Source organism: Rhizobium sp. L1K21, from assembly GCF_024055895.1.
Classification (GTDB): domain Bacteria; phylum Pseudomonadota; class Alphaproteobacteria; order Rhizobiales; family Rhizobiaceae; genus Ensifer_A.
Window position 1 is genome coordinate 76,660 of record NZ_JAMXLE010000001.1, and the last position, 23,001, is coordinate 99,660.

Genomic DNA, 23,001 nt, shown 5'->3' on the forward strand with positions numbered 1-23,001 from the left:
CCGTGGCTATCACTGAAAACGGTCGGGATGGGCCAGCTTGAAGGCGGGGAGCGTTTCCAGATGCGCGCCGATCCGCAAGAGCTTGGGCATCGCAGCGAGATCGACATTCCAGCGACGGGCGTTGTATAGCTGGGGCACGAGGCAGATGTCGGCCAGAGAGACCCGGTCTTCGTGGCAGTAATTGCCGTCGCCCACCATCTGCTCCAGCGCAGCCAGGCCGGGTGCGATGAAGGACTGCATCCAATGTTCCATTGAAATTTTTCCGCCGGTTTCCTGCGTGACGAATTTCGCCACGCGCAAATTGCACACCGGATGAATTTCCATCGCCACCGCATAGGCAAGTGCGCGGACATGTGCGCGCTCAATGGCGCTATCGGGTAGCAGGCCGACGCCATGAACTTCCTCCAGATATTCGATGATGGCGAGCGACTGGGTCAGTTTTTGGCGTCCGATTTCAAGCACCGGAACAAGGCCCTGCGGGTTGAGTGCTCGGTGTTCCGGCGATGTCTGCTCGCCCTTGGTCAAATCGACCGGCAGGCTCTTGTAATCGAGACCTGCAAGGTTCAGCGCAATGCGCACGCGGTAGCTTGCCGACGAGCGCCAGTAATCGTGAAGTGTTATCATTGTTCCTCTCCCAGAAGCTTTTCGATCGCATCATCCAGGCCTTTGAAGGTATCGCCGAGTTTCTCCTCGATCTCGGCCTGAAAGGCGATTGCCAAGGGCAGGAGCTTTGACATCAGCTCTTCGCCCTTCGGTGTCAGTGCAAGCTGAACCAGTCGGCGGTCCTTGTCGTTGATGCGTTTTGCGATATAGCCGGCATCCTCAAGGCGCGAGGCGGCGCGGCTGACTTTGGATTTTTCCATGGCCACGCGCATCTCGATATCGCGCACCGAGACATTTCCGGAATGGGTGAGGTGAACCAGAACCCGCCATTCCGGAACGGAAATGCCAAATCGTGTTCGATATTGCCGCGCCAAGCCGTCGCTGAGCTTTTGTGCCGCCACGGTCAGCCGGTAAGGCGTGAAATGCATCAGGTCGAATTCGGGTGCCGTTCCTCGTCCCTTTTCGCTCATATTGTCGCCCCCAACTTCCCGCACAATCGTGTTTCAATAAGCGTAAATGCCGTTGCGGATGCAACAATATTCTTGACTTCATTGCAAATGCAACGAATATTGAGTGAAACAGGCCGCGCGGGAGAGCGTGGCTTATGTGGAGGAAAACAGGATGACGAATCTCGAGCTTCCCAAGGGCATGATCCGCGCTGCCAATGTAACTGGTACGCATGAAGGCTACATGCCGGGCTTCGGAAATGATTTTGAAACCGAGGCTTTGCCCGGTGCTTTGCCGCAGGGGCAGAACAGCCCGCAAAAGTGCGAATACGGCCTTTACGCAGAGCAGCTTTCCGGGACGGCCTTTACCGCACCACGCGGGCAGAACGAGCGCACATGGTGCTACCGCATTCGCCCCTCTGTGAAACATACAGGACGCTTCCAGAAGATTGACGTCCCTTATTGGAAGACGGCACCGAATGTGGACCCTGACGTCATTTCGCTGGGTCAATACCGTTGGGACCCGGTCGCAATTGGTGATGAACCGCTGACGTGGATCACCGGCATGCGCACCATGACCACGGCAGGCGATGTGAACACGCAAGTTGGCATGGCAAGCCATGTCTATCTCGTCACGCAATCGATGAAGGACGAATATTTCTTCTCTGCCGACAGTGAGCTTCTGGTCGTGCCGCAGGAAGGCAAACTGCGCTTCTGTACCGAGCTTGGGGTGATCGATATCGAGCCGAAGGAAATTGCCATTCTGCCGCGCGGTCTTGTCTACCGCGTCGAGGTTCTGGAAGGCCCCGCGCGTGGTTTCGTTTGCGAGAACTACGGCCAGAAATTCGATCTGCCGGGGCGTGGTCCGATTGGGGCAAACTGCCTTGCCAATCCGCGCGATTTCAAATGCCCGGTGGCCGCTTTCGAAGACCGTGATGCAAAGAGCCGCGTGGTGATCAAGTGGTGCGGGCAATTCCATGAAACGTGGATCGATCATTCGCCGCTGGATGTGGTCGCATGGCATGGCAATTACTGCGCCTACAAATACGATTTGCGCACCTACTCGCCTGTGGGTGCGATCCTGTTCGACCACCCAGATCCGTCGATTTTCACGGTGCTGACTGCGCCTTCAGGTCAGGAAGGAACGGCCAATATCGATTTCGTTCTCTTCCGTGAGCGTTGGATGGTGGCCGAGCATTCCTTCCGCCCGCCCTGGTATCACAAGAACATCATGTCGGAATTGATGGGCAATATTTATGGGGTCTACGACGCCAAGCCGCAGGGCTTCGTTCCAGGCGGCATGAGCCTGCACAATTGCATGTTGCCCCATGGTCCGGATCGCAACGCGTTTGAAGGCGCCTCCAACGAGGTTCTCAAGCCGCATTTCCAGGACAACACGATGCAGTTCATGTTCGAAACGCGGTTCCCGCAACATCTGACAGAATTTGCTGCAAAGGAAGCACCATTGCAGGATGACTATATCGATTGCTGGGATACACTGGACAAGAAGTTCGACGGTACGCCGGGCTTGAAATAACGGGTTCAAAACCGACAAAAATACAGGGAGAGACAATGAAACTCGCAACATTGAGGGATTCGACGCGTGATGGGAAACTCGTGGTCGTGTCCAAGGACCTGACCCGCTGTTCCGAAGTCGGTCATATTGCGCGAACGCTGCAGGCAGCGCTGGACGATTGGGAACATGCCGGGCCACGTCTGGCACGTGTGGCCGAAGGGCTGGAAACAGGCTCTCAGCCTTCCATGCGGTTTCACGAGCATGATGCCGCCTCGCCCTTGCCGCGCGCTTATCAATGGGCCGATGGTTCGGCCTATGTGAACCATGTGGAACTGGTCCGTAAGGCGCGCAACGCCGAAATGCCTGAAAGCTTCTGGACCGATCCCTTGATGTATCAGGGCGGCTCCGACAGTTTCCTGGACCCGCGCGGCGACATTGTAATGGCTGACGATCAGGCCTTCGGCATTGACATGGAGGGCGAAGTTGCCGTGATAGTCGATGACGTGCCGATGGGGGCTTCAGCAGAAGAAGCACGCGACGCCATCCGTCTCGTCATGCTTGTCAACGATGTTTCATTGCGCGGTCTCATACCTGCCGAACTTGGCAAGGGGTTCGGCTTCTTCCAATCAAAACCCTCTTCGGCTTTCTCGCCGGTGGCGGTCACGCCTGATGAACTCGGTGATGCGTGGAAGGATGGCAAGGTGCATCTGCCGCTTTGCGTCGATTACAACGGCAAGCCGTTCGGTCGCGCCAATGCCGGGGTCGATATGACCTTCGATTTCGGCCAACTCGTTGCGCATGCAGCCAAAACCCGTCCGCTCTGTGCCGGAACGATTGTTGGCTCGGGTACAGTGTCCAACAAGCTTGATGGTGGTCCCGGAAAGCCTGTTTCGGAAGGCGGTGCGGGCTATTCCTGCATTGCGGAAATCCGCACGATCGAGACCATCAACGATGGCAAGCCAAAGACGCCATTCATGAAATTCGGCGATACGGTGCGTATCGAGATGAAGGACAAGAGCGGTCATTCCATCTTCGGCGCCATCGAGCAGACCGTCAGGAAATACGAAAAAAATTAAGCTTTGGGGGTGAGCAGGCGAAACCGTCTGCTCCCCTTAAAAGACCAAAAAGGAGAGAATACCCATGGCAAAGGCATTTGCTTCGCAAGGCGACATGGCAGAGAAAAAGATCAGCTTCACGGAAGTGGGTGAAGGGCTTTATGCCTTTACCGCCGAGGGCGATCCCAACACTGGCGTGATCATCGGCGACGAGAGCGTGATGATCGTGGAGGCGCAGGCAACCCCGCGCCTTGCCCGCAAGGTGATGGAATGCGTGCGTTCAGTGACCGACAAGCCGATCTCGCATCTGGTGCTGACCCATTATCATGCCGTTCGGGTGCTGGGCGCTTCCGCCTACGGCGCGCGGGAAATCATCATGTCCGACGTTGCAGCTTCGATGGTCGAAGAGCGCGGCCAGGAAGACTGGGATTCCGAATTCGGCCGTTTTCCGCGCCTCTTCCAGGGGCATGAAGAGATTCCGGGGCTGACGCGCCCGACAACCACGTTCTCCGAGCAGATGACCGTTTATCTCGGCAAGCGCCGCGTCGATATCATGAAGCTCGGGCGGGCGCATACGGCTGGCGATGCGGTGATCTGGGTTCCCGATCAGGAGGTGATGTTTACCGGCGACATCGTGGAATATCATTCTGCCTGCTATTGCGGCGATGGTCATTTCAACGACTGGTCCGACACGCTCGCCAACATTGCGGCATTCGAGCCGAAGAGTATTGCGCCGGGCCGTGGTGACGCGCTGGTGGGCGAAGAGATGGTCGCAAAAGCAATCGCCAATACGGCTGATTTCGTTGAGAGTACCTACAAGCCGGTGGCCAAGGTTGTTGCCCGTGGCGGCACGCTGAAGGAAGCCTGGGATGCGGTTCGCGCCGAATGCGATCCAAAGTTCGCCGACTACGCCATCTACGAGCATTGCCTGCCCTTCAACGTTGCGCGCGCTTATGACGAGGCAAGAGGCATCGATACGCCGCGCATCTGGACGGCGGAACGTGACCAGCAAATGTGGGCTGATCTGCAGGGCTGAGCCTGCAGACGGGAGGAGACATGGGAAAGCTTTTTGAAACGCCGCTCTACCCCTATCGGCGGTCGAGCGATCAGGACGCGCATGCGCCAGTGCGCCACGCGGTCGTGGTGGTGGGTGCCGGGCCCGTTGGCCTTGCTGTTGCCGTCGATCTTGCGTTGCAGGGTGTCGAGGTTGTGGTTCTGGATGAGAACGACAAGGTGAGCTGGGGCTCGCGAGCGATCTGTTTTGCAAAACGTCCCTTGGAAATACTCGACAGGCTGGGTTGCGCCCTGCCGATGGTCGAGAGGGGGGTCAAATGGAACCTCGGCAAAGTCTTTTTCGATGATCGGCAGATCTATGAATTCAATCTGCTGGCCGAGAAGGGACACCGTCATCCCGCCTTTATCAATCTGCAGCAATATTATTTCGAGACGGACCTGGTGAGCCGGTTGCGGGAACTGCAGGCCGAGGGCAAGCCGATCGATCTGCGCGGTTGCAGCAAGGTTCTTTCAGTTGAGCAGGATGCCGACAAAGCGACCATTCAAGTGGACACCCCGGAAGGCCCTTACACCATTGAGGCCGACTGGCTGATTGCTTGTGATGGAGCCGGTTCGCCGGTTCGCAAGATGCTGGGCCTTGATTTCGTCGGTCGCATCTTTGAAGACAATTTCCTGATTGCCGATGTGGTGATGGAGGCTGAATTTCCGACCGAGCGCTGGTTCTGGTTCGACCCGCCGTTCAACCGCGGGCAATCTGCGCTTCTGCACAAGCAGCCGGACAATGTCTGGCGTATCGATTTTCAGCTCGGCTGGGATATCGACCGCGAGGAAGAGCTGAAGCCTGAAAATATCGACAAGCGGCTTCGGGCGATGTTGGGTGCCGATATCAGCTACCAGCTGGAGTGGAGTTCTATTTATACATTCCAGTGTCGCCGCATGGAGAAATTCCACGAAGGCCGGGTGATCTTTGCGGGCGACGCCGCCCATCAGGTGTCGCCTTTCGGCGCGCGTGGTGCCAATTCCGGCATTCAGGATGCGGATAATCTCGCCTGGAAGTTGAAGCTGATCATTGACGGCAAAGCCCCCGCAAGCCTGCTTGAGACCTATGACAGCGAGCGGATTTATGGTGCGGACGAGAATATCCTCAACTCATCGCGCTCGACCGACTTCATCACGCCGAAATCGGACATGAGCCGGGTTTTCCGCGATGCGGTGCTTGAGCTTGCCGAACACTACGAGGGCATGCGGCCCATGGTGAACTCGGGGCGACTTTCGGTGCCCTGCACCTATGACGGCTCTCCGTTGAATGGCGCGGATTGCGACAAGATGCCGGCGCGCACGCGTCCGGGCTCTCCCGTCGTCGATCTGCCCGTCGGCAACCGCTTTCTGCTGAACCTGCTTGGGAGCGAATTTTATCTGCTGACCATTGATGCGGAAGCGCCCGCTGCCCTGGATGTCGAGGGTGTTTCAGTCAAGCGAATTGCCCTCAATACGGCGGATGAAGCGGAAGACTATCTGCAGCAGCGTTATCTCGGTGACGCTTCCTCAGCTGTCTATCTCATCCGGCCCGACCAGCATGTTGTCGCACGCTGGGAGCATTTTGCAGAAAACGATGTCCGGAAGGCGCTTTTGAAAGCGATCGGGAGGTAGAAGATGGGCTTGCTCAAAACCAACGCAAACATTGCCGGACCGGATGAGTTCTATTCCGAGCTGATTGCTGCACATGAGGGTCTGACGAAGGCACAGAGTGACGCTCTGAATGCGCGTCTGATCCTGCTGCTTGCCAATCATATAGGGGATCGCGCGGTTCTTTCCGAGGCTCTCAAAGCGGCATCCATTCGCCATTCCTCATGACGAACACCAGTCCGAGTTTTGTCATTGGCCAGCACGTTCTACGAAGCGTGAGCCAACGGCTTTCCTTTTTGGCATTTCCGGCTCTGCTTTTTGCGATATCAGGGAAGGTGTAAGTCCACCGGCATTGCGCGCTCTTGATCTTGCGGAAGCTTTCTTATCAATTGATATTGGCCGTGTGCATTTTCTGCGGAACCAAATGCGCTCTTGAGCGTTTAAGAGGCTTCGGCGTGGATAGTGCAAACGGTCAGGGAAATTGAAGCGGCTTCGGGAAGACAATGCGACTTGCGGCTATTGTAAACGCTAAGGGCGGGTCGTTACGGACAGCAGATTTTGATATGTTCAGCCGGCATTTGCGGGAGGTTTTCACGCAGGCTGGTGATCGCGTCGATGTTATCAAGGTCAAGGGGCCGGATCTTCCGGGGAAGCTTGAGGACGTCTTCTCCGATTCTCAGTATGATGGCGTCATCGCCGCAGGCGGTGACGGGACAATTTCGTTGGCGGCGTCGCATGCCTGGAAAAGCGGCAAACTGCTCCTGCCAATTCCCGCCGGCACAATGAACCTGTTTACGCGGGGTCTGGGGATTGAACCGGACATTTTCACTGCAGTAGAACAGCTCGCAGACGGTCGGGACATGGCGTGCGATCTCGTTACAGCCAACGACTATCCCTTCATTCATCAGTTTTCGGTGGGCCTGCAGCCCAAGATGATCCGTCTGCGGGCCTCCATGCCTTATCGCACGCGCATCGGGAAGATACTTGCAAGCACCCGCGCCACCTTTTATGCGTTCCGTTCCCGGCGCAATGTCGAGGCTCGTGTTTTCTGCGATGATGAAGAAGTCGGATCAGGCGAATACGGGCTGATCGCGGTATCAAACAACGTCTTTGGACCCGGGCATCTCCCTTATTCCGATCACCCGAACGAGGGCAAACTGGGCGTCTATATCGTTCCCCCCTTGCCGTTCGCCGGTCTCCTGAGTGTTTCATTCTCGATATTGACGGGGCAATGGAGCCAGCATCCTGCTGTGCAGTTCAAGGCGGCGAAGGATGTACGCTTGCAGTTTTTGAGCGTAACCCGTCGCGTTCGCGCTTCGATTGACGGAGAATTGCAGCTTGTTGGCGAAGAGGTTTCATTTCGCGTGCATGAAAAGGCATTCACAGTCCGTGTGCCAAAGGAGGTCGCACCGCGATGATCCGGTTTACACTGCCCAATTGCCACATATTATGGATATTTGCCTGTTATTTGGGGATGGTAGAAGGTAAGACTGAGTGATGCTACAACGAAATCAAAGGTTTGTGTTCTGTGAACTCGCCTGAAAAGTCCGAAGACGCAAATATCCGCGTTCTCTACATTGATGATGATATAACCCTTGCGGAATTGGCCAAGCGCAAATTGACGCGCTCGGGCGCGGACGTGGTTCATACGCAGGATGCGGATGAAGCGATTGAAATTCTTTCAGCTTCAGTTTTCGATGTCGTTGTGCTCGACCATTATCTAGGCAATATGACCGGGCATCAGGTGCTGGGGCGCTTCAAGGAAATGGCGCTGCGTGTGCCGGTGGTTTACATCACCGGTTCCAGCGAGGCGAGTGTGGCAATCGATGCGATGAAGAATGGCGCGTCGGATTATGTCATCAAGAGCGTTGCCGATGATTTTTTTCCGCTTTTGGCCGATGCCATCAAGCAGACAGTTGCCAATGCGCGTCTTCGTGCTGAAAAAGAAAAGGCCGATGAAGAAATCCGCATCGCCAAGGACCGCGCCGAATCACTGCTGTCTGAAATGAACCATCGGGTGGCAAACAGCCTGGCGCTGGTGGCAGGCCTCCTGCGGCTGCAGATCAATAATACCGATGATGAAAACACCCGCCATGCGCTGAATGAAACGCAGGCGCGCATTACCGCCATCGCGGCCATGCACCGCAGTCTCTATGCCTCCGACAATGTCAGCGAAGTGCATATCAAGCCCTATCTCGGGGAGATCACGCGCGATCTGGCAATGACAGTGGGCAAGCCCAATGGCGGCCCGACGCTGAAAACGGAAATCGACGAGCTTGATCTGCCAGCCGATAAATCCGTGTCCGTCGGCATGATTGTCTCGGAACTTGTCACGAATGCCTATAAATATGCCTATCCCGACGGTGAAGCCGGGGAGATACGGGTGAAACTCACCAAGCACGACGAAAGCCGGGCGACATTGCTTGTTGAAGATGATGGCGTGGGTTTGAACCATGCGCGGCCCAATTCGGCCTCAACCGGCCTTGGAAGCAAAATCGTGAAAACCATGGCGGCCTCCCTGGGGCGCGGTATTACTCAAGGGGACCGGGAGCGGGGCACCTCGATTGCAGTCGATATTGATCTGACCGCGCCATCCAGCACCCCCAATCACGCTTAGAAAACCGCTCTACAGAAATGGACGCGGTTCGCCTTCCTCAGGCGGGGTCCATTCTGCAACGGTACAAAGACCTTCCTGGTCAAGCACGTTGCAGCCCTTGTCCTGCCAGGAAATCAGTTTCTGGTCAGCGAGTTTGCGCAGTGTCTTGTTGGTGTGAACCAGGGACAGGCCGAGCATGTCTGCAATGAGGTCCTGGGTCACAGGCAGGTGCGTCTTTTTGGGTGAGATCAAACCGGAGGCAGTGCCGCGTTCATACAGGAATGCCAACAGGTAAGCTGCCCGCTCCAAGGCTGTGCGGCGACCCACGCTCAGCAGGTGCTCGTCCAGCATGAATTCCTCGCGGGCAGCAAGCCAGGTTATGTCAAAAGCCAATTGAGCGTGTTTCTCGAAGAGAGAAAAGACGCGGTCGCGTTCGAAAATGCAAAGCCGCATCTTGGTGAGCGCTTCCACGCTGTGATCCATCTGGTCCAGGATTGCGCCCTGCAGACCGACCAGATCGCCGGGTACGATGAAGTTGATGACCTGACGGCGACCGTCCTCCATCGTCTTGTATCGGAAGCCCCAGCCGTCCAGCACTGTAAAGAGGTGCGGGCTGAAGGAGCCTTCGGCCGCAATCGTCGTTCCAGGCTCGCAGTTCAGCTCACCTGATTTGAACTTTGCTATGAATTTGGCCTCTGCAGGGGAAGAGAACGTCCTGTAGCCCTTTAGTTCTCGCAGTGAACAGCTTTCGCAGCCTGTCTTGGGTAATTTGACCGTTTCTTCCATATATTTCCGACCTTATTTCACAAAAGCAAAATTGCGGGCGCGGTATTTTGTTCCCGAAAACGACGTTGAGTATGTCTTTTTTAAATGACGGTCCTTCTGAAAACGCGTTTGGTTAATGCTTCGGGCGTCGGAGTTGAACACGTGCAACCGGCGCTTGGTGCGTTTGCACAGGCCGCCAGATTGGCGAAGGAATTATGGATAAAGATATATTGAGCATCCTCATTGCTGATGATCAGCCTCTGATTGCGATGGAGCTTGAGCGGATTTTGAACGAGACAATGCCATGCACGATCTCGATCTGTCATGGCAGCGCTTTGGGAAGTGCGCTGCAGAGCGGTCGGTTCGACCTGGTTTTTGTGGATGCGGCACCGTTGGAGTCGGGATATTCCCATCAGTTTGCCCAGATCAACAAGACAGGGGCGGGCGTAGTATTCCTTTCGTCATACCCAAAGCTTGTTTCGGCACTATCGCTGCTTTCGCCGCGCGGTATCATCGAAAAGCCGTTCGACGAATGGGAAATTCGAAACCGTCTCAATGCCTGGATCGTGAGGCCGTAAAACAAAGTTTCGCAGTTAACTTGCGAAGCTCTGTTTGATGACGGCCGCGCTTGTCGAATCGGGACCGAATTCCAGCACGTTATCAACATCCAGCAGTTCCTGAAGGCGGTTGCGCGCGCGATTGATGCGGCTTTTGATCGTACCGATCTTGCAATCGCAAATCTCTGCGGCTTCTTCGTAGGAAAAACCGGAGGCGCAGACGAGGACGATCGCTTCGCGCTGGTCGTCCGGGATTTGAGCCAATGCAGCCAGAAAATCCTGCATGTCCATTTGACCCAGCTGGTTGGGATGGACGGAGAGTTTGGAGGAATAGACCTCATCTGTATCTGCCACTTCCCGGCCGCGCTTGCGCAGCTGGGAGTAGAACTCGTTTCGCAAAATGGTGAACAGCCAAGCCTTGATGTTGGTGCCAAGTTCAAAGCTCTCCTGCTTCGACCATGCCTTCATCACGGTTTCCTGGACAAGATCGTCTGCCCGATCGTGCTGGCCGCAAAGCGAAACGGCAAAAGCGCGGAGACTGGGAAGGGCGCTCAAAAGCTGTTTTTTGAAATCAAAACTGTCGTGACTAGCGTCAGCCATCTTAGTCTTCCCGCTGATTCTCGTTTGAATTCTGCGCTTTTTCGGCTTTATCGAGCTTATCGAGCAGGTGAACGAGCTTATCAGGAATGCCCTCGTTTTCGATTTCGCTGAAGAGGTCGCGAAGCCTCGTTGCAATTCCGTCGGTTGCGAAATCTGTTGTTGGTTCCGAGCTGCCTGCCAAAGGGGGGGTGTCTCGCTTCTGTCTATCTACCATTATAACCACGGATTTTGTTGAATTAGATCTGTAACGTGCCAAGGGATGCAAAGTTCCGGGTGGGCCGTCGAAATTTTAGCGGAAAACACAGTGGGTTCAACGGGGCTTATTTGTTTTTGGACCACCTTGGGAACCATCACGAATGACAAGCGTTAAATGGGCATCATCAAGAGGAGAATTCCAATGCTCTATTATGCTCTCGTTTTTCTGGTCGTGGCACTGATTGCCGGTGCGCTTGGCTTTGGCGGAATCGCTGGCGCGTCCGTTGGCATCGCAAAGATCCTTTTCTTTGTGTTCCTGGTGCTGTTTATCATTTCCCTGGTGTTCGGGGGCATCAACCGTCGTCGCCTTTAAGTTCGGCAGAAGAGATTCATCGTTCAAACCCGGTCCTTGTGGCCGGGTTTTTTGCATTCATGGCCACGATCCCCTTGCGTTTTTCAATTCACAACAAGAACAGGCGTGGCCTCAGACCACGCCTGTTTTTTATCTTTATGCGGCAAAAATCAGCCCCAGACCATCACACCGGCGGCAATCAAGGCGAGGACGACAAGCACGCCCACCATCAGCTGAATGGTGAATCTCGACCATAGCGGCGGGACCATGGATTCCAGGTCTTCATCCGTTTGTGTCTTTTGCTCAAACTGCCTGATTTGCATATCTTTTTTGCGCATGTTCATCTCAACCTCCTCTTTTTCAGGGGATTGCACTGCTTACTTCGAGAATCCGAGGCGTGTAGCGTTATTGATTGCGCTGACGGGTGTACCAGCGTTCAAATCGAAGCCTGCAGCCATGTTGATCGGTTTGCGGTCCTTGAGCAGCTTTGCGTCGAATGGATTGCAGTTTCCATAAACATCCAGCCCCATGTCTGTTGCATAGCGGATTTCCTGGGGACGTTCACTCTCGCACTGTGCCATGCTTTGATACGACACCACGCGAAGTGGCTCACTCATGCAATGGTCGGTGTTTGCGGGGCAAACGACGAGAACAAGAATGGCTGCAATATTGCTCATGACCGCCTCCGGCTGTTAATGAAAGATTAACGGCCACGGTTATGTTTTGTTCCTCTTGCTGTTGGTTGCGACCAGGTCATGCATGAAGTCGAGCTTGTCGATGACCGGCGGCGAGAAGATGAAGGGATAAAGGTCCGGCTGCCCTACGCTGCGGTTGATGGCGTTGACGGCCAGCGAAAGCTCCGTCCATGCCTCGACCATCATTTGTGTATCGCCGGATTCGTAGGCGTTGAACGGGTCTGGCCCATTCGTCGGCCAGAGGCCGTAACAAAGAGCCGTTTCCAATCCATCGACAATGTGAAGGTAATGCGCCCAGGTTTCAGCGAAGTCTTCCCAGGCATGGCTGGATGCATAGGCGCTGATATATTGCGCGCTCCAATCCGGTGGCGGACCACTGTCATAATATCGTTGCAGCGCTTCAGCGTAGTCCTCACGCGCGTCGCCGAATGTCTTGCGAGCCGCATTGTCACCGTCGGCCCCCAAGATGAAAAGGTTCCAGTAGTAGTGGCCGGACTCATGGCGGAAATGGCCGATCAGGGTGCGGAAATTTTCGCCCAGCGCTTCGCGCCTTGCCTCCCGTTCGGGGTCGTCAGCTTCATCTATGTTGATGGTGATCAGGCCGTTGTCATGGCCGGTCATGATGTCGCCTTCGGGACCATCATTGGAGAGCAACTGAAAGGCAAGGCCGTGTTCGGGATCTTCGGTTCGCGTGATAATCGGCAGGCCGAGCCGCATCAGACCGTAAAGAAAGTAGCGCTTCGCAGCTTCAAGCTTTTGCCATTTATCCACCTTGTCCGGGTCGGCAAGGTTCGGAATCTTGAGATTCAGCCGGCATGCCTGGCAAAACTCATCTTCGTCGGTCTCCGGCACGAGCCAGTTGCATATCGCGATTTCGCGGTTGGCACAGAGCTTGTGGTTTGCTGGCGGTGTTTCGCGATAGGATACCATCTCGAAGCTCGCCGGATCATAAGACAATGACGCACCGCACGCGGTGCAGACCGTGTTGTCGTAGTGGACGGGCTGGCCGCACTCAGTGCATTGAAATATTTTCATGGGATTAACTGAGGTCCTCTCTCATGGACAAGGCGAGATGGGGGATGATGTTACGCAAAATGGCAGACAGGATCAAAAGGGAGGGGACCGCGATGAAACCGCCGATCGGCCCCCACAACCAGAGCCAAAAGGTCAGCGAGAGAAAGATCAGGAACGGGTTGATTGTGGCGGTTGACCCTAAAAGTCTGGGCGTCACCAATTGCGATTCGATAAAGTTGAGGCCGAGATAGAGCGCCGGCGGGAGAAGCGTGTCGAAAAGGTTCTGATGTGTCGCCAGACTGATTAGCGTCAGGATCAATGTCATGAGAGCCGGTCCGACATAGACGGCGTAGTTGAGAAAAGCTGCCAACATCCCCCACAGAAGGGGGGTGGGCATGTTTATCAACCACATGACAAGTGCGACGCAAAGGCCAAGGCCAAGATTGATAATGGAGATAACGAACAGATAGCGGGACATCAGCTGCTCAACATCGCGAAATATCCGTGCGGTGCGCCAACGCAGCGGCCTTGTGACGCAAAGGGTGAGGACAGTTGCGCGAAAACTCTCGCGTGTCGCCAGAAAAAAATACAAACTAACCAGGAAAAGCAGGATCTGCGCGGCATATTGCGGGGCCAGCGTGATGACGGTTTCGACGCCGCTGTTTTCGTCAACGGTGACACGCATGCCATCGGCAGTTCCAACGCCCTTACTGACCTGGGCAACCACTTCGTTGACAGATTCAATTGTTGCCCGCCAATCGTTCAGGCGCAGCTGCAGCGCTTGCCAGATTTGAGGGGCCTGATCGACCCAGGTCGAAATGGGGAGCGCAAAGGCCGTCAGTGTTGCCATAATCAGCAGCAGAAAGAGAATGACGGCAACGCCGGCGGAAAGCCACGGTGATATTCCGCTACGTTCCAGGAACTGTGCGGCGGGTAGAACCATCAGGCCCATGATGATCCCGAGCGAAAGTGGCGCCAGCACCACTTGTGCCTGGTCGAGCGCTGCTATCCACAACAGCAATGCAATGCAAATGGCCGCGACGCGCGAGCACATGCGCAGCATGCTTTCAAGTTCGATACGTCTGTAGAAATGGCTCCTGCCATCCATGCCCCGCACTCCTGTTCAACCTAGAATGCGCAGAAGAGCGGTTTGTTCCGCTGAAGACACGTCGGTCAGTCGGTGATGCCCACCGGAAATGTCAGGACGTAGCGCGCGTTCTGGTCCAAATCCAGCTTTGCTGTACCTGCAATGGAGGTGGGCACGACCTTTTCAAGGATGATGGCGCCAAACCGGCTTTCGCCGGAATTTTCATCCGGCAGGGCAGCCTTGGCGAAGTCCTCTTGCCAGATGATTTCCCACTTCATGATTCCGTTCTCTTCGACCTGGCTGCAATTGACAATCACCTTGCCCGGGCCTTTGGAGAGGTCGTGGTGGGCCACGGCGTTGGCGGCAAGTTCGTGGAAGGCCAGCCCGATATTGATCGCCGTATTCGGCGGAAGAAGCGCGTTCGTGCCAGTCGTCTCGAAGGTCAAGGAATGCGTTCTGGTAAATCGCTCGGTCTGTGTTGCCACCAGATCATAAAAATGCACACCCCGCCAATCGGTGTCGGTGATCAGGTCCTGCGATTTCGACAGTGCCTGGATACGGCCACGAAACTTAATGAGGAACTCGTCAAGAGAGACGCAGTAGCGTGCGGTTTGCGATGCAAGCCCTTGAACGATTGCCAGCATGTTCTTGGAGCGATGGCTGACTTCGAGCAAAAGGGTCTGAAGCAAGATTTCGCGCTGGCGCTCTTCCGTCTTGTCGGCGACAGAGAGTATGAAATACAGGCCCTGGTCGGGAATGTACAACCGCCGGCATTTGAACTGGAAAATGCACCCGTCGTCGAATTCATACTCGATAAGGCCTTGGTCTCCGGCTTTCTGCAGCCCTTGACGCATGCTTTTCAGCTGCTGGGCCAGATCGTTTCCGAAAATCACTTCATCCGAAGGGCTTTGGCCTATATTGCCGCGCCACCTTTCCGGCAGACCTGTTATGCATATGGCGCGCTCTTTGTCGTCGTAGAGAATGTAGGATGCGCCCATGTCGATAAGCGCATGGATAAAGAAATCCCGTGCGAGGGAATCAATTCTTTCAGGATCTACCCATGAAAGCCGGTGCACTGGATTCTCTCTCCTGGCGCCCTACCGAAAATCGGTCAGGCTGCCTCTACGCGCCGCTCATTGAAGAAAAGCGCCTGGCTGATCAGAGCTTTCACCATGTCGGGATTGAAGGGTTTGGTCACCAGGAACGCTGGCTCAGGACGTTCGCCGGTGAGCAGACGTTCGGGAAATGCGGTAATGAAGATCACCGGAACGTCATCCGTCGTCAGAATTTCGTTGACGGCGTCAATACCCGAACTGCCATCTGCCAGCTGAATGTCGGCCAGGATCATCTTCGGCGCCGTTTCGTTGAAAAGCTTGACTGCTTCAGAATGGGTCCGGGCGACGCCCGTCACCTTGTGACCCAGGTCCTCGACCATTTGCTCGATGTCGAGCGCGATCAGCGGCTCATCCTCGATGATCATGATATCCGTCGTGACCTGTCCGGAAATCTGGCGTGCAGCCTCTTCGATCAGTTTTGAGAAGTTTTGCGCAGACGTATCCAGGATTTCAGCGGCCTCTTCAGCGGAAAAGGATTCAACGGCGACGAGCAGGAAGGCCACGCGCTCCTTCTTGGGAAGCTCACTCAGGCGCTCAGCGGCGCGGCGCTCCCATGCGAATGGTGAATTGATTTCACCAATATCGATGTCCAGTTTGTCGAAGATGGATACAAAGAGCTTGTAAACCGCGACACGGTCAGAGCTTGCTTTCGGAAAGAGCGAAAGGTCTTCGATCAAAGCCTCAAGCATTGTTTCTACATAGGCATCACCTGATATCTGAGATCCGGTGATGGAACGAGCAAATCGCCTCAAATAGGGAAGGTGTGCTGCGATGCGCGCTGTCACTGACATGTTTTGATTTCTCCGCTCTGATTTTTTAGGGAAGATGCGCCTTTTCCGGCGCCTTCGCTTTGTACATGAAACGTTGACCGTTTAGATGGCTCTTCGTTGGTTTCACTCATATCCGCTCATATGGTGGGGCAACCAGCAAATGGAAAGACGTTAAGCTGATCTGTTTGTTTTATTATTTAAATGACATTTTCTCCAACCCTTTATGACCCCTGACACGTGCGAACGTTAAATGCGCGACGACAGGAAAAGTTCCCTATCGGTACGGATTTATTTCAAAGACAAAAAGGCCGCTCGATATGCGAGCGGCCAGTGCTGATTTCAGACAGTTTCTTAAAGTGTCGCGGCAGAATGCGAATCCTTCTTGGCGGGCGATTCGGCGTTGAGTTCCTGAAGCGCCTTCTCGGCATGTCTGAGAGCCTCATTCAAGCCGTCATCATCGACCATCATGCTTTCGCTGGCGGTGCGCTGTTCAGCGCGGGCATATTCGTAAATTTCCTCGATCGCCTTTATCTTCTCCGCGCGGCTCTTGTCCTCATCCTGCATGAGTTCATTGATTTGAGCTGTCAATCTGCTTTCGGGCTTCATTATCTTTCTCCTTTCCCTTGCAAAAATCGCCGACGGCCCAATTGGCCATCGGCGGCTTTGCATTATTGAGAGAGAATGGCGCGCAACATCCACAGCGCCTTCTCGTGGAAGGTCAAACGTGCGGTCAGCATATCTTCCGTCACAAGGTCGCCGGCGTCGCCTGCCTTGCCGCCCGTCTTGCGCATCAATTTGACAGCCGCTTCGTGATCGGCGATCAGATCGGCAATCATCTCGTTTGCCGTATCATGGTCCGTTTCGCCCTTTTTCGGTGTCAGGTTGCTGGTGTCGCCCATGCTGACGGGCGCAAGATGACCAAGGGCACGAATTCGCTCGGCGATGATGTCAGCCGAGGCAAACAGAGCCTCGTAATGCTCTTCAGTCAATTCGTGGAGCGGTTTGAAAAGCGGACCGACCACATTCCAGTGGTAAATGTGACTTTTGATGGTCAGCCGATAGGTGCCGGCCAGGATTTCGGTCAACGACTTGGAAATTTCTGCCCGATAGGTACCGGAAAGTCCGATATCGATATCTTCCTCATGGGAGTGCGCTTTGAGAGCTTTGACTGTGTTGGCCATCTTCTTCTCCTGTTTGTTTTTAAATCAAGTGGGTTTTTCCGGGCGCCTTACCGTCTTTGGGCTCTCGTCAAGAGATAGCTCAGACCGGTCACCACGCTCACAGCAGCAATCGGGTTTTTGCGAACAAGCAAAGGAAGTGCCGTCACGGCCAATTGGGCGATCTGCGCTTCAGTCTGGGCGATCTTCGCTTCGGCCGTCAGAGCCTGTCGCTGTGCTTCTCTCAGGCGCTGGCGTTTGCGTATTGATTGATAGGACCAGTTCAGCGCCAGAACCAACGGTACGAGCGCGATGGATGCGCACGCAATCAGGAGGCAAGCGCCGACAGGACCGTAAAGGGGCACGAGGGCGTACCAGGCAGCAAATATCAGGGTGATATAAGCTGTGCTCAGAAGCACAGCAATGCAGGCCGCGACAGCAACGCCACCGACGACCTTTTCCTTCCGCGGCAATACGGTTCCAGCCAGAAAGTCCACGAGGCTGTTACTCATTGTCCGCACCTTCTCAGCGCTTCGTTACCATGGCCAACAGGAAGCCTACACCTGCCGCTATTCCAACGGCTGCCAGTGGGTTCGTGCGAATCTGATCCTCAAAATCGGTTTCTGCAGCACTGAGGGTTTTGGACGCCCGGTTGATCGTGCTGACCGATCTGGTTTTCAACTCGTCGGCAATATCGGACGCCTGAGCGCGCGCGTTGCTCACCTTGCCCGAGCCGAAATCGGAAACCACACTTGTCAGCGCCTTCATTTCCTCGCTCAGTTTCGCGAGCTGCTCTTCGATATCAGCCATCTGCGCATGATTATTCGAGCCGTTGTTCTTCGTTGCAGAGGTCGTAGCCATGACAATCTCCTTTTCGTGTTTCGTTTCGGTGGACATTATTCATCCTCTAAATGCTGGGCCCGGCCGATTTGTTCCGAGCTTTGTTAGAATTCTTGCTGCTCGGCTTTTCTATTAGGGTCTTGTGCGGGTGCGCGCCGGGGCTGCAAGCTCGGATCAAAAAAGATGGAGCGGTGTGGAACCAAATTCTGCTTGCTGCGTTTTCCAGACATCGAAACCTCCAAGAAACAGGGAGAGAGACATGAATTGGAATCAGGTCGAAGGTAACTGGAAACAGGTGAAGGGTAAGGTTCAAGCCCAGTGGGGCAAACTTACCGACGATGATCTTGATGTGATCGACGGCAACCGCGAACAACTTTCAGGCAAGCTGCAGGAAGCTTACGGCAAGTCGCAGGACGAAGCCGACAAGGAAATCGACAGCTGGCTTGGTCGGAACTGATCCCAACGAAGCCCCCCAAGGCCACTGCACCCTCCGCCCCCACTCCGCATCGTAGTGGCCTCATAGAAACCGCGCCTTTTGTCCCCGAAGGCGCGGTTTTTCGTTCGTTTGGCTTCTGGCCGTTTTGTCTATAAAAGCGCTATTCATAATTTGATCATTGAGGAAGGCTCCCATACATGACGTTTAACAGGAGATTCGTCCAACTGTCGTTTGGCATGGTGGTGTTTGGGCTTGCGCTCCTGCTTTTCATTATCGGCTCGGCACTTTTCATGGCCGATCGTTCCAATAGATCGTTTGATTCCCTGGTCGATGAGCTGGCCATCCGCAACGCTGCATCTGATCTTTTCAGCATGATGCAGGACGCCGAGACCGGACAGCGCGGATACATCCTCACACTCAACCCTGACTTTTTGAAGCCATATCACGATGCCGTCTCGCGAATTCCGGTCGCCGAAGACAAGCTCCAACAGCTTCTCAACAATCATCCGGCCTATGAAAGCGATATGCGCCCGATCTATGAGATGATTGACTCCAAACTGCAGGAGATGGCCCAGACGGTTGAACTTGCTGGAAAGGGTCAGATCGCGGAGGCCAATGACATCATTCAGCGGGGATTTGGCCAAAACCTGATGAGCAACATTCGCCAGCGGATGCAGGCAATCATCGATATCGCCGACAATAATGTGAACAGGAACATTGCACGTCAGGTGGAAAGTTCCGCCCATTTGAAATGGGTGATTGTCGGGGCAGGCGTTGCCATCGTCATTGTGCTGGGGGGAGCGATCTTCGTCATTCAGCGCCACGTCATGTCCCTTTCGGCTGCGCGGCGTCAGGTGATAGAACTGAACGCGGACCTGGAAGAGCGGGTTGCCGAAAGAACGGAAGATCTGCTGCGCGCCAACCAGGAAATCCAGCGGTTTGCCTATATTGTCACGCATGATCTTCGGGCGCCGCTTGTGAATATCATGGGGTTTACCTCAGAGCTCGAAATGTCGCTCGAGCGGCTGAAAACCTATGTTCTGGCTGATGGCAAGCCTCTCTCCGAGCAGGATATTACCGATGCGCGTGAAGCCGCCGCAACCGATGTGCCGGAAGCGCTGGAATTCATTCGTTCATCCACCTCGAAAATGGACGGCCTGATCAACGCGATCCTGAAAATATCGCGCGATGGTCGGCGTCAGCTCAAACCCGAACGCTTTGACGTCCGCGATGTCGCGGAAATCAGCGCCAACAGCCTGCAGCACCGCATTGCAGAGGGTGACGGTGAGATCGATATCGTTGTGCCTGCCATGCAGGTTAACTCCGATCGTCTTTCTCTTGATCAAATATTTACCAACATCATCGACAATGCAATTAAATACCGGAACCTGGACGTGCCGTTGCGGATTGTTGTTGATGGGGCACGTACCGGTCGATTCGTGCAGATAGAGTTCAATGATAATGGGCGCGGTATAGCGCCCGAGGATCAGGAACGTGTATTCGAGCTTTTCCGGCGCGCCGGACAGCAGAATCAGAAAGGCGACGGAATTGGCCTGGCGCATGTGCGCTCATTGGCCCGCAACCTGGGTGGAGATGTGACGGTTCGCTCGAAGGTCGGAGAAGGCTCCACCTTTGTCGTGCGAATACCGGCGGATCTTGCAGAATTTTTGAAGAGAGTGTGAGAGTAATGAGTATGACGGCAAACGGCAAAGAAGTGACGATCGTCATGATCGAAGATGACGAGGGTCACGCTCGATTGATCGAGAAGAACGTCCGACGCGCGGGCGTGAACAACGAAATCATACCGTTTATGGATGGCAAGACTGCGCTCGACTATCTTCTTGGAGAAGATCGCAGCGGCGAGGTCTCTGCAGAACGCTATCTGCTTGTTCTCCTTGATCTCAACTTGCCGGATATGTCCGGCACGGAGATCCTCGAAAAACTGAAATCCAACCAGCATACGAGACGCACGCCGATCGTCATCCTGACGACGACAGACGATGAGACCGAGATCAAGAAGTGCTACGATCTCGGTGCCAATGTCTATATTACCAAGCCCGTCGACTACGATGGCTTTGCCAATGCTATCCGCCAGCTTGGAATGTTCTTTTCCGTCATGCAGATAGCGCCTGCCTGATCTGCCGGGGATCTTCGGCAGCCGAAATCATTTCGCTTCGATGAGCACGATTGAGCGGTCTGCCGTTTCAGACACGGTGTCCGCGATGCGGCCATAGGAGAGCTTTTCGCCAGAGCGGTGGGTCACACCCATGATGATGAGGTTATAGCGCCCGCGCCGGGCATGGCGGAGAATTGTCACCTCCGGCGAGCCACCCTGCTGGGTGATCTTGTGAACGGACACGTCATAATATTTAGCCAGCGCATCGACTTCCGAGAATACTGATTTTTCCTGGCTTGGCACGTCGCTCAAGCGCGGGAATGTGTCGGCGCGGGGTTCGGTTATCGACAGCACGCCGACCGAACAACCTGAGGCCTTGGCGATGACAAGAGCAAATTCTACCGCGTTGGTGGATTGCCGTGTGCCGCTGAAAGGCACGAGAATGCGCAGGTCCGCGTCGGCCTGCTGGTTGAGCGTTCCGCGCGACGAAATCAGGGCCGTGGTTCCGCTGAATGCACCGGAAAGCTCAGTCGTTCTCGCACTGAATCCACCTTTTTCATCCATCATGGGCTCCATGCCCGCAAAAAGCAGGTCATGCCCCTTTTCAGCGCCGCCGCGCAGGCTTTCCAGTAGCTCGCCCTCGCCGGCCAGGGCGCTCACGTGAATGTCGGAGGTTGTCTGATCGCCGGTGTCGTTGTCGGACTCGATGGAATCCTTTGCCTTCGTGGCGACGATATCAATGGCGCCATCTTTCACCTCGGCCTCATTCTTTCCGGTCTCCTCATCCTCACGGGCGCTGAGGACGCTGACCGGCATGCCTCTTGATGCCACGAAATAACCCGCCAGACGCGCGGCCAGGCGGCCACTGGCACTTTTGTCGACGGTCAACAAGATGCGTTCGAACTGTGCGATAAAGCTGTTTTCTTCGAAGCCTTCGTGCTGCAGGCGGTGTTGCTCTTCCTCGCGCATGGGGAGGCGGGCGAGCGCCCAGCGCAGAGAGGGCGGCATCGCCATGGTGGTTACGATCGCCATGGCGACGATGACGGAAAACAGACGTTCGTCGAGCACGCCGACGCTCAGTCCGATGGAGGCAACGATCACTTCTGTCGAGCCGCGCGCATTCATGCCCGAGCCGAGAGCGATTGCTTCGGCGCGGGAATAACCGCTGATGCGCGCACCGGCGAAAGCCCCGCCGAACTTGCCGATACTGGCGATGACGATGAGGCCGATTGCAAGAATGAGTGTTTCCGGGTCGCCCAGCACGCTCAAATCCGTATGCAGCCCGGTCAGGCCAAAAAAGACCGGCATGAAAAGCGAATTGGTGAGGGCGCGCAGCTGGGTATCGATCTGCCGCGTCAAAATCGGCGATTCCCCTACCAGGATACCCGCAACGAAAGCGCCGAGCACCGTGTGGACACCGATCATGTCGGTGATGATTGCCATTAGTCCCATGATGGCGATGATGGCGCTCAAGACGGGCAGATCGCTCTTGAAATGGTCGTTGGTAAAGCGGATCGCCCTGAAAACGAGGCGGCGGCCTATCGTAAAACTCACCGCCATGAAGATCAGCGTGCCGGCAACACTCTTGACGACGGTTGGGATGTCGATGCTTCCCGATCTGGCCAGACTGAAGGTTACGGCAATGATGACCCAGCCGATCGTGTCGTCGATAATCGCCGAGCCGACAATCAACTGCCCGACATTACGCCGCATGAAGTTCATTTCGCGCACCACCGATGCCACGATCTTCACCGAGGATATGGAAAGGGCCGTTCCCAGAAAAAGCGAAGTGACGATCCGCTTGTCGGGGTCTGGCACCAGGTCAATCGGCATGAGTTCGCCAAGGGCAAACCCACAGGCAAAGGGAATCACAATACCCATAAGCGAAACGGCGGCTGCGGCCTTGCGCAGCCGGATTGCCAGTCCAAGATCGGTTTCCATGCCGGCGAGCAGAAGCAGCATTAAAATGCCGATCTGGCCCACCGCATTGGTCATGGCGGACTGTGCTTCGTTGCCGGGAAAGAGCTGGGCCTGAAGGTCGGGGAAGAGCGCGCCGAAGACTGACGGACCGAGCAAGACACCGCCGATAATCTGCCCGAGAATTGAAGGTTGGCCGATGCGCACCATCAACTCTCCCAGCAGTCGACCGACGACGACGAGGATGACGATTTGCAGAATGAAGAGGCTCTCTGAAGGGCCTTCGCCAGTAGCGCCTGCGGCATAGGCGAGCGCGGGAATGGCCAGAAACGCGAGCGCGAAGACGCCTTGCGGCCATTTCAAGCCGCGCCAATTGTTCGTGTTCATCTCTTACCCCGTGTGCTGCTCTGGCGCAGCTGATGAATGCGTCCGCCGATAATTTGTTCCGTGTGGCCGCGATGGGGATGATGCTATTTTATAGCGCCGCATACTACCCCCGGCTGTGTCTGCTCCTCAGCGGAACGGCTGG

The 23,001-nt window shown here is 55.3% G+C and carries 28 protein-coding genes; 12 read left to right on the forward strand and 16 right to left on the reverse strand.

Translation table 11 applies throughout. The features are described from left to right. Positions 1-9 precede the first annotated feature (9 nt). Both maiA and NHF56_RS00345 read right to left on the reverse strand, forming a co-directional pair. A complete protein-coding gene (maiA, locus tag NHF56_RS00340) occupies positions 10-624 on the reverse strand; it encodes a maleylacetoacetate isomerase (RefSeq protein WP_252800526.1) in 615 nt (204 codons plus the stop codon). Continuing rightward, complete coding sequence (locus NHF56_RS00345; RefSeq protein WP_252800529.1) at positions 621-1,073, reverse strand: MarR family winged helix-turn-helix transcriptional regulator; 453 nt, start codon at positions 1,071-1,073, stop codon at positions 621-623. The genes maiA and NHF56_RS00345 overlap by 4 nt, the downstream gene beginning before the upstream one ends. 178 nt (positions 1,074-1,251) lie before the next feature. Between NHF56_RS00345 and hmgA the strand changes: the two genes are divergently transcribed. From hmgA to NHF56_RS00380, 7 genes are all read left to right on the forward strand, one after another. After that, a complete protein-coding gene (gene hmgA / locus NHF56_RS00350) occupies positions 1,252-2,586 on the forward strand; it encodes a homogentisate 1,2-dioxygenase (RefSeq protein WP_252804770.1) in 1,335 nt (444 codons plus the stop codon). 35 nt (positions 2,587-2,621) lie between these two features. Beyond that, on the forward strand, positions 2,622-3,641 hold the full coding sequence (locus tag NHF56_RS00355; protein WP_252800530.1) for a fumarylacetoacetate hydrolase family protein: 1,020 nt from the start codon (positions 2,622-2,624) through the stop codon (positions 3,639-3,641). Positions 3,642-3,705: 64 nt separating this feature from the next. Beyond that, on the forward strand, positions 3,706-4,656 hold the full coding sequence (locus NHF56_RS00360) for an MBL fold metallo-hydrolase (protein WP_252800532.1): 951 nt from the start codon (positions 3,706-3,708) through the stop codon (positions 4,654-4,656). Positions 4,657-4,676: 20 nt separating this feature from the next. Next, positions 4,677-6,284: an FAD-dependent oxidoreductase gene (locus NHF56_RS00365; RefSeq protein WP_252800533.1), complete on the forward strand. Its 1,608-nt coding sequence runs from the start codon at positions 4,677-4,679 to the stop codon at positions 6,282-6,284. Between the two features lie 3 nt (positions 6,285-6,287). Then, positions 6,288-6,488, forward strand: coding sequence for a DUF2783 domain-containing protein (locus NHF56_RS00370; RefSeq protein WP_252800537.1), 201 nt, complete (start codon positions 6,288-6,290; stop codon positions 6,486-6,488). A 275-nt stretch (positions 6,489-6,763) separates the two neighbouring features. Further along, positions 6,764-7,678 carry a diacylglycerol kinase family protein gene (locus NHF56_RS00375; protein ID WP_256995373.1) on the forward strand — a complete coding sequence of 305 codons (915 nt, stop codon included), beginning with the start codon at positions 6,764-6,766 and terminating at the stop codon, positions 7,676-7,678. A gap of 110 nt (positions 7,679-7,788) precedes the next feature. After that, positions 7,789-8,877 (forward strand): histidine kinase dimerization/phosphoacceptor domain -containing protein, encoded by a 1,089-nt coding sequence (locus tag NHF56_RS00380; protein WP_252800541.1) that lies wholly within the window; start codon positions 7,789-7,791, stop codon positions 8,875-8,877. Positions 8,878-8,886: 9 nt separating this feature from the next. Here NHF56_RS00380 and NHF56_RS00385 read toward each other — a convergent pair whose 3' ends face one another. Further along, complete coding sequence (locus NHF56_RS00385; protein ID WP_252800543.1) at positions 8,887-9,642, reverse strand: Crp/Fnr family transcriptional regulator; 756 nt, start codon at positions 9,640-9,642, stop codon at positions 8,887-8,889. A 194-nt stretch (positions 9,643-9,836) separates the two neighbouring features. On the opposite strand from NHF56_RS00385, the gene NHF56_RS00390 reads away from it, so the two are divergent. Beyond that, a complete protein-coding gene (locus NHF56_RS00390; RefSeq protein ID WP_252800545.1) occupies positions 9,837-10,199 on the forward strand; it encodes a hypothetical protein in 363 nt (120 codons plus the stop codon). A 15-nt stretch (positions 10,200-10,214) separates the two neighbouring features. Here the strand turns inward: NHF56_RS00390 and NHF56_RS00395 are convergent, their stop codons facing one another. After that, a complete protein-coding gene (locus NHF56_RS00395; RefSeq protein WP_252800547.1) occupies positions 10,215-10,778 on the reverse strand; it encodes a sigma-70 family RNA polymerase sigma factor in 564 nt (187 codons plus the stop codon). 1 nt (position 10,779) lies between these two features. Beyond that, the gene (locus NHF56_RS20980) at positions 10,780-10,992 is read right to left on the reverse strand and encodes a NepR family anti-sigma factor (protein WP_373456278.1); all 213 of its coding nucleotides are present in this window, start codon (positions 10,990-10,992) and stop codon (positions 10,780-10,782) included. A 183-nt stretch (positions 10,993-11,175) separates the two neighbouring features. Between NHF56_RS20980 and NHF56_RS00400 the strand changes: the two genes are divergently transcribed. Further along, positions 11,176-11,346: a DUF1328 domain-containing protein gene (locus NHF56_RS00400; RefSeq protein ID WP_252800549.1), complete on the forward strand. Its 171-nt coding sequence runs from the start codon at positions 11,176-11,178 to the stop codon at positions 11,344-11,346. 149 nt (positions 11,347-11,495) lie between these two features. On the opposite strand, the gene NHF56_RS00405 is transcribed toward NHF56_RS00400, so the two are convergent. From NHF56_RS00405 to NHF56_RS00450, 10 genes are all read right to left on the reverse strand, one after another. Next, on the reverse strand, positions 11,496-11,669 hold the full coding sequence (locus NHF56_RS00405) for a hypothetical protein (RefSeq protein WP_252800551.1): 174 nt from the start codon (positions 11,667-11,669) through the stop codon (positions 11,496-11,498). Between the two features lie 33 nt (positions 11,670-11,702). After that, on the reverse strand, positions 11,703-12,002 hold the full coding sequence (locus tag NHF56_RS00410; protein WP_252800553.1) for a hypothetical protein: 300 nt from the start codon (positions 12,000-12,002) through the stop codon (positions 11,703-11,705). Between the two features lie 39 nt (positions 12,003-12,041). After that, positions 12,042-13,055 carry a putative zinc-binding metallopeptidase gene (locus tag NHF56_RS00415; RefSeq protein WP_252800557.1) on the reverse strand — a complete coding sequence of 338 codons (1,014 nt, stop codon included), beginning with the start codon at positions 13,053-13,055 and terminating at the stop codon, positions 12,042-12,044. Between the two features lie 4 nt (positions 13,056-13,059). Further along, positions 13,060-14,142 (reverse strand): AI-2E family transporter, encoded by a 1,083-nt coding sequence (locus NHF56_RS00420; protein WP_252800559.1) that lies wholly within the window; start codon positions 14,140-14,142, stop codon positions 13,060-13,062. A 65-nt stretch (positions 14,143-14,207) separates the two neighbouring features. After that, positions 14,208-15,197 carry a sensor histidine kinase gene (locus tag NHF56_RS20795; RefSeq protein WP_252800561.1) on the reverse strand — a complete coding sequence of 330 codons (990 nt, stop codon included), beginning with the start codon at positions 15,195-15,197 and terminating at the stop codon, positions 14,208-14,210. A gap of 35 nt (positions 15,198-15,232) precedes the next feature. After that, entirely contained in the window at positions 15,233-16,027 is a 795-nt protein-coding gene (locus NHF56_RS00430; protein ID WP_252800563.1) for a response regulator, read from the reverse strand. A 330-nt stretch (positions 16,028-16,357) separates the two neighbouring features. Next, positions 16,358-16,612 (reverse strand): hypothetical protein, encoded by a 255-nt coding sequence (locus NHF56_RS00435; protein WP_252800565.1) that lies wholly within the window; start codon positions 16,610-16,612, stop codon positions 16,358-16,360. A 62-nt stretch (positions 16,613-16,674) separates the two neighbouring features. Beyond that, entirely contained in the window at positions 16,675-17,187 is a 513-nt protein-coding gene (locus NHF56_RS00440; RefSeq protein ID WP_252800567.1) for a Dps family protein, read from the reverse strand. Between the two features lie 47 nt (positions 17,188-17,234). Further along, positions 17,235-17,675 (reverse strand): hypothetical protein, encoded by a 441-nt coding sequence (locus NHF56_RS00445; protein WP_252800569.1) that lies wholly within the window; start codon positions 17,673-17,675, stop codon positions 17,235-17,237. 13 nt (positions 17,676-17,688) lie between these two features. Then, complete coding sequence (locus NHF56_RS00450; RefSeq protein WP_252800571.1) at positions 17,689-18,024, reverse strand: YqjD family protein; 336 nt, start codon at positions 18,022-18,024, stop codon at positions 17,689-17,691. 238 nt (positions 18,025-18,262) lie between these two features. Here NHF56_RS00450 and NHF56_RS00455 point away from each other — a divergent pair, with 238 nt between their 5' ends. The 3 genes from NHF56_RS00455 (at position 18,263) to NHF56_RS00465 (ending at position 20,576) form a co-directional block, all read left to right on the forward strand. After that, positions 18,263-18,460 (forward strand): CsbD family protein, encoded by a 198-nt coding sequence (locus NHF56_RS00455; protein ID WP_252800573.1) that lies wholly within the window; start codon positions 18,263-18,265, stop codon positions 18,458-18,460. A 176-nt stretch (positions 18,461-18,636) separates the two neighbouring features. Next, a complete protein-coding gene (locus tag NHF56_RS00460) occupies positions 18,637-20,121 on the forward strand; it encodes a CHASE3 domain-containing protein (protein WP_252800575.1) in 1,485 nt (494 codons plus the stop codon). A gap of 11 nt (positions 20,122-20,132) precedes the next feature. Beyond that, on the forward strand, positions 20,133-20,576 hold the full coding sequence (locus NHF56_RS00465) for a response regulator (RefSeq protein ID WP_252804771.1): 444 nt from the start codon (positions 20,133-20,135) through the stop codon (positions 20,574-20,576). 27 nt (positions 20,577-20,603) lie between these two features. Here NHF56_RS00465 and NHF56_RS00470 read toward each other — a convergent pair whose 3' ends face one another. Continuing rightward, positions 20,604-22,859 carry a cation:proton antiporter gene (locus NHF56_RS00470; RefSeq protein ID WP_252800577.1) on the reverse strand — a complete coding sequence of 752 codons (2,256 nt, stop codon included), beginning with the start codon at positions 22,857-22,859 and terminating at the stop codon, positions 20,604-20,606. Positions 22,860-23,001: the final 142 nt, after the last annotated feature.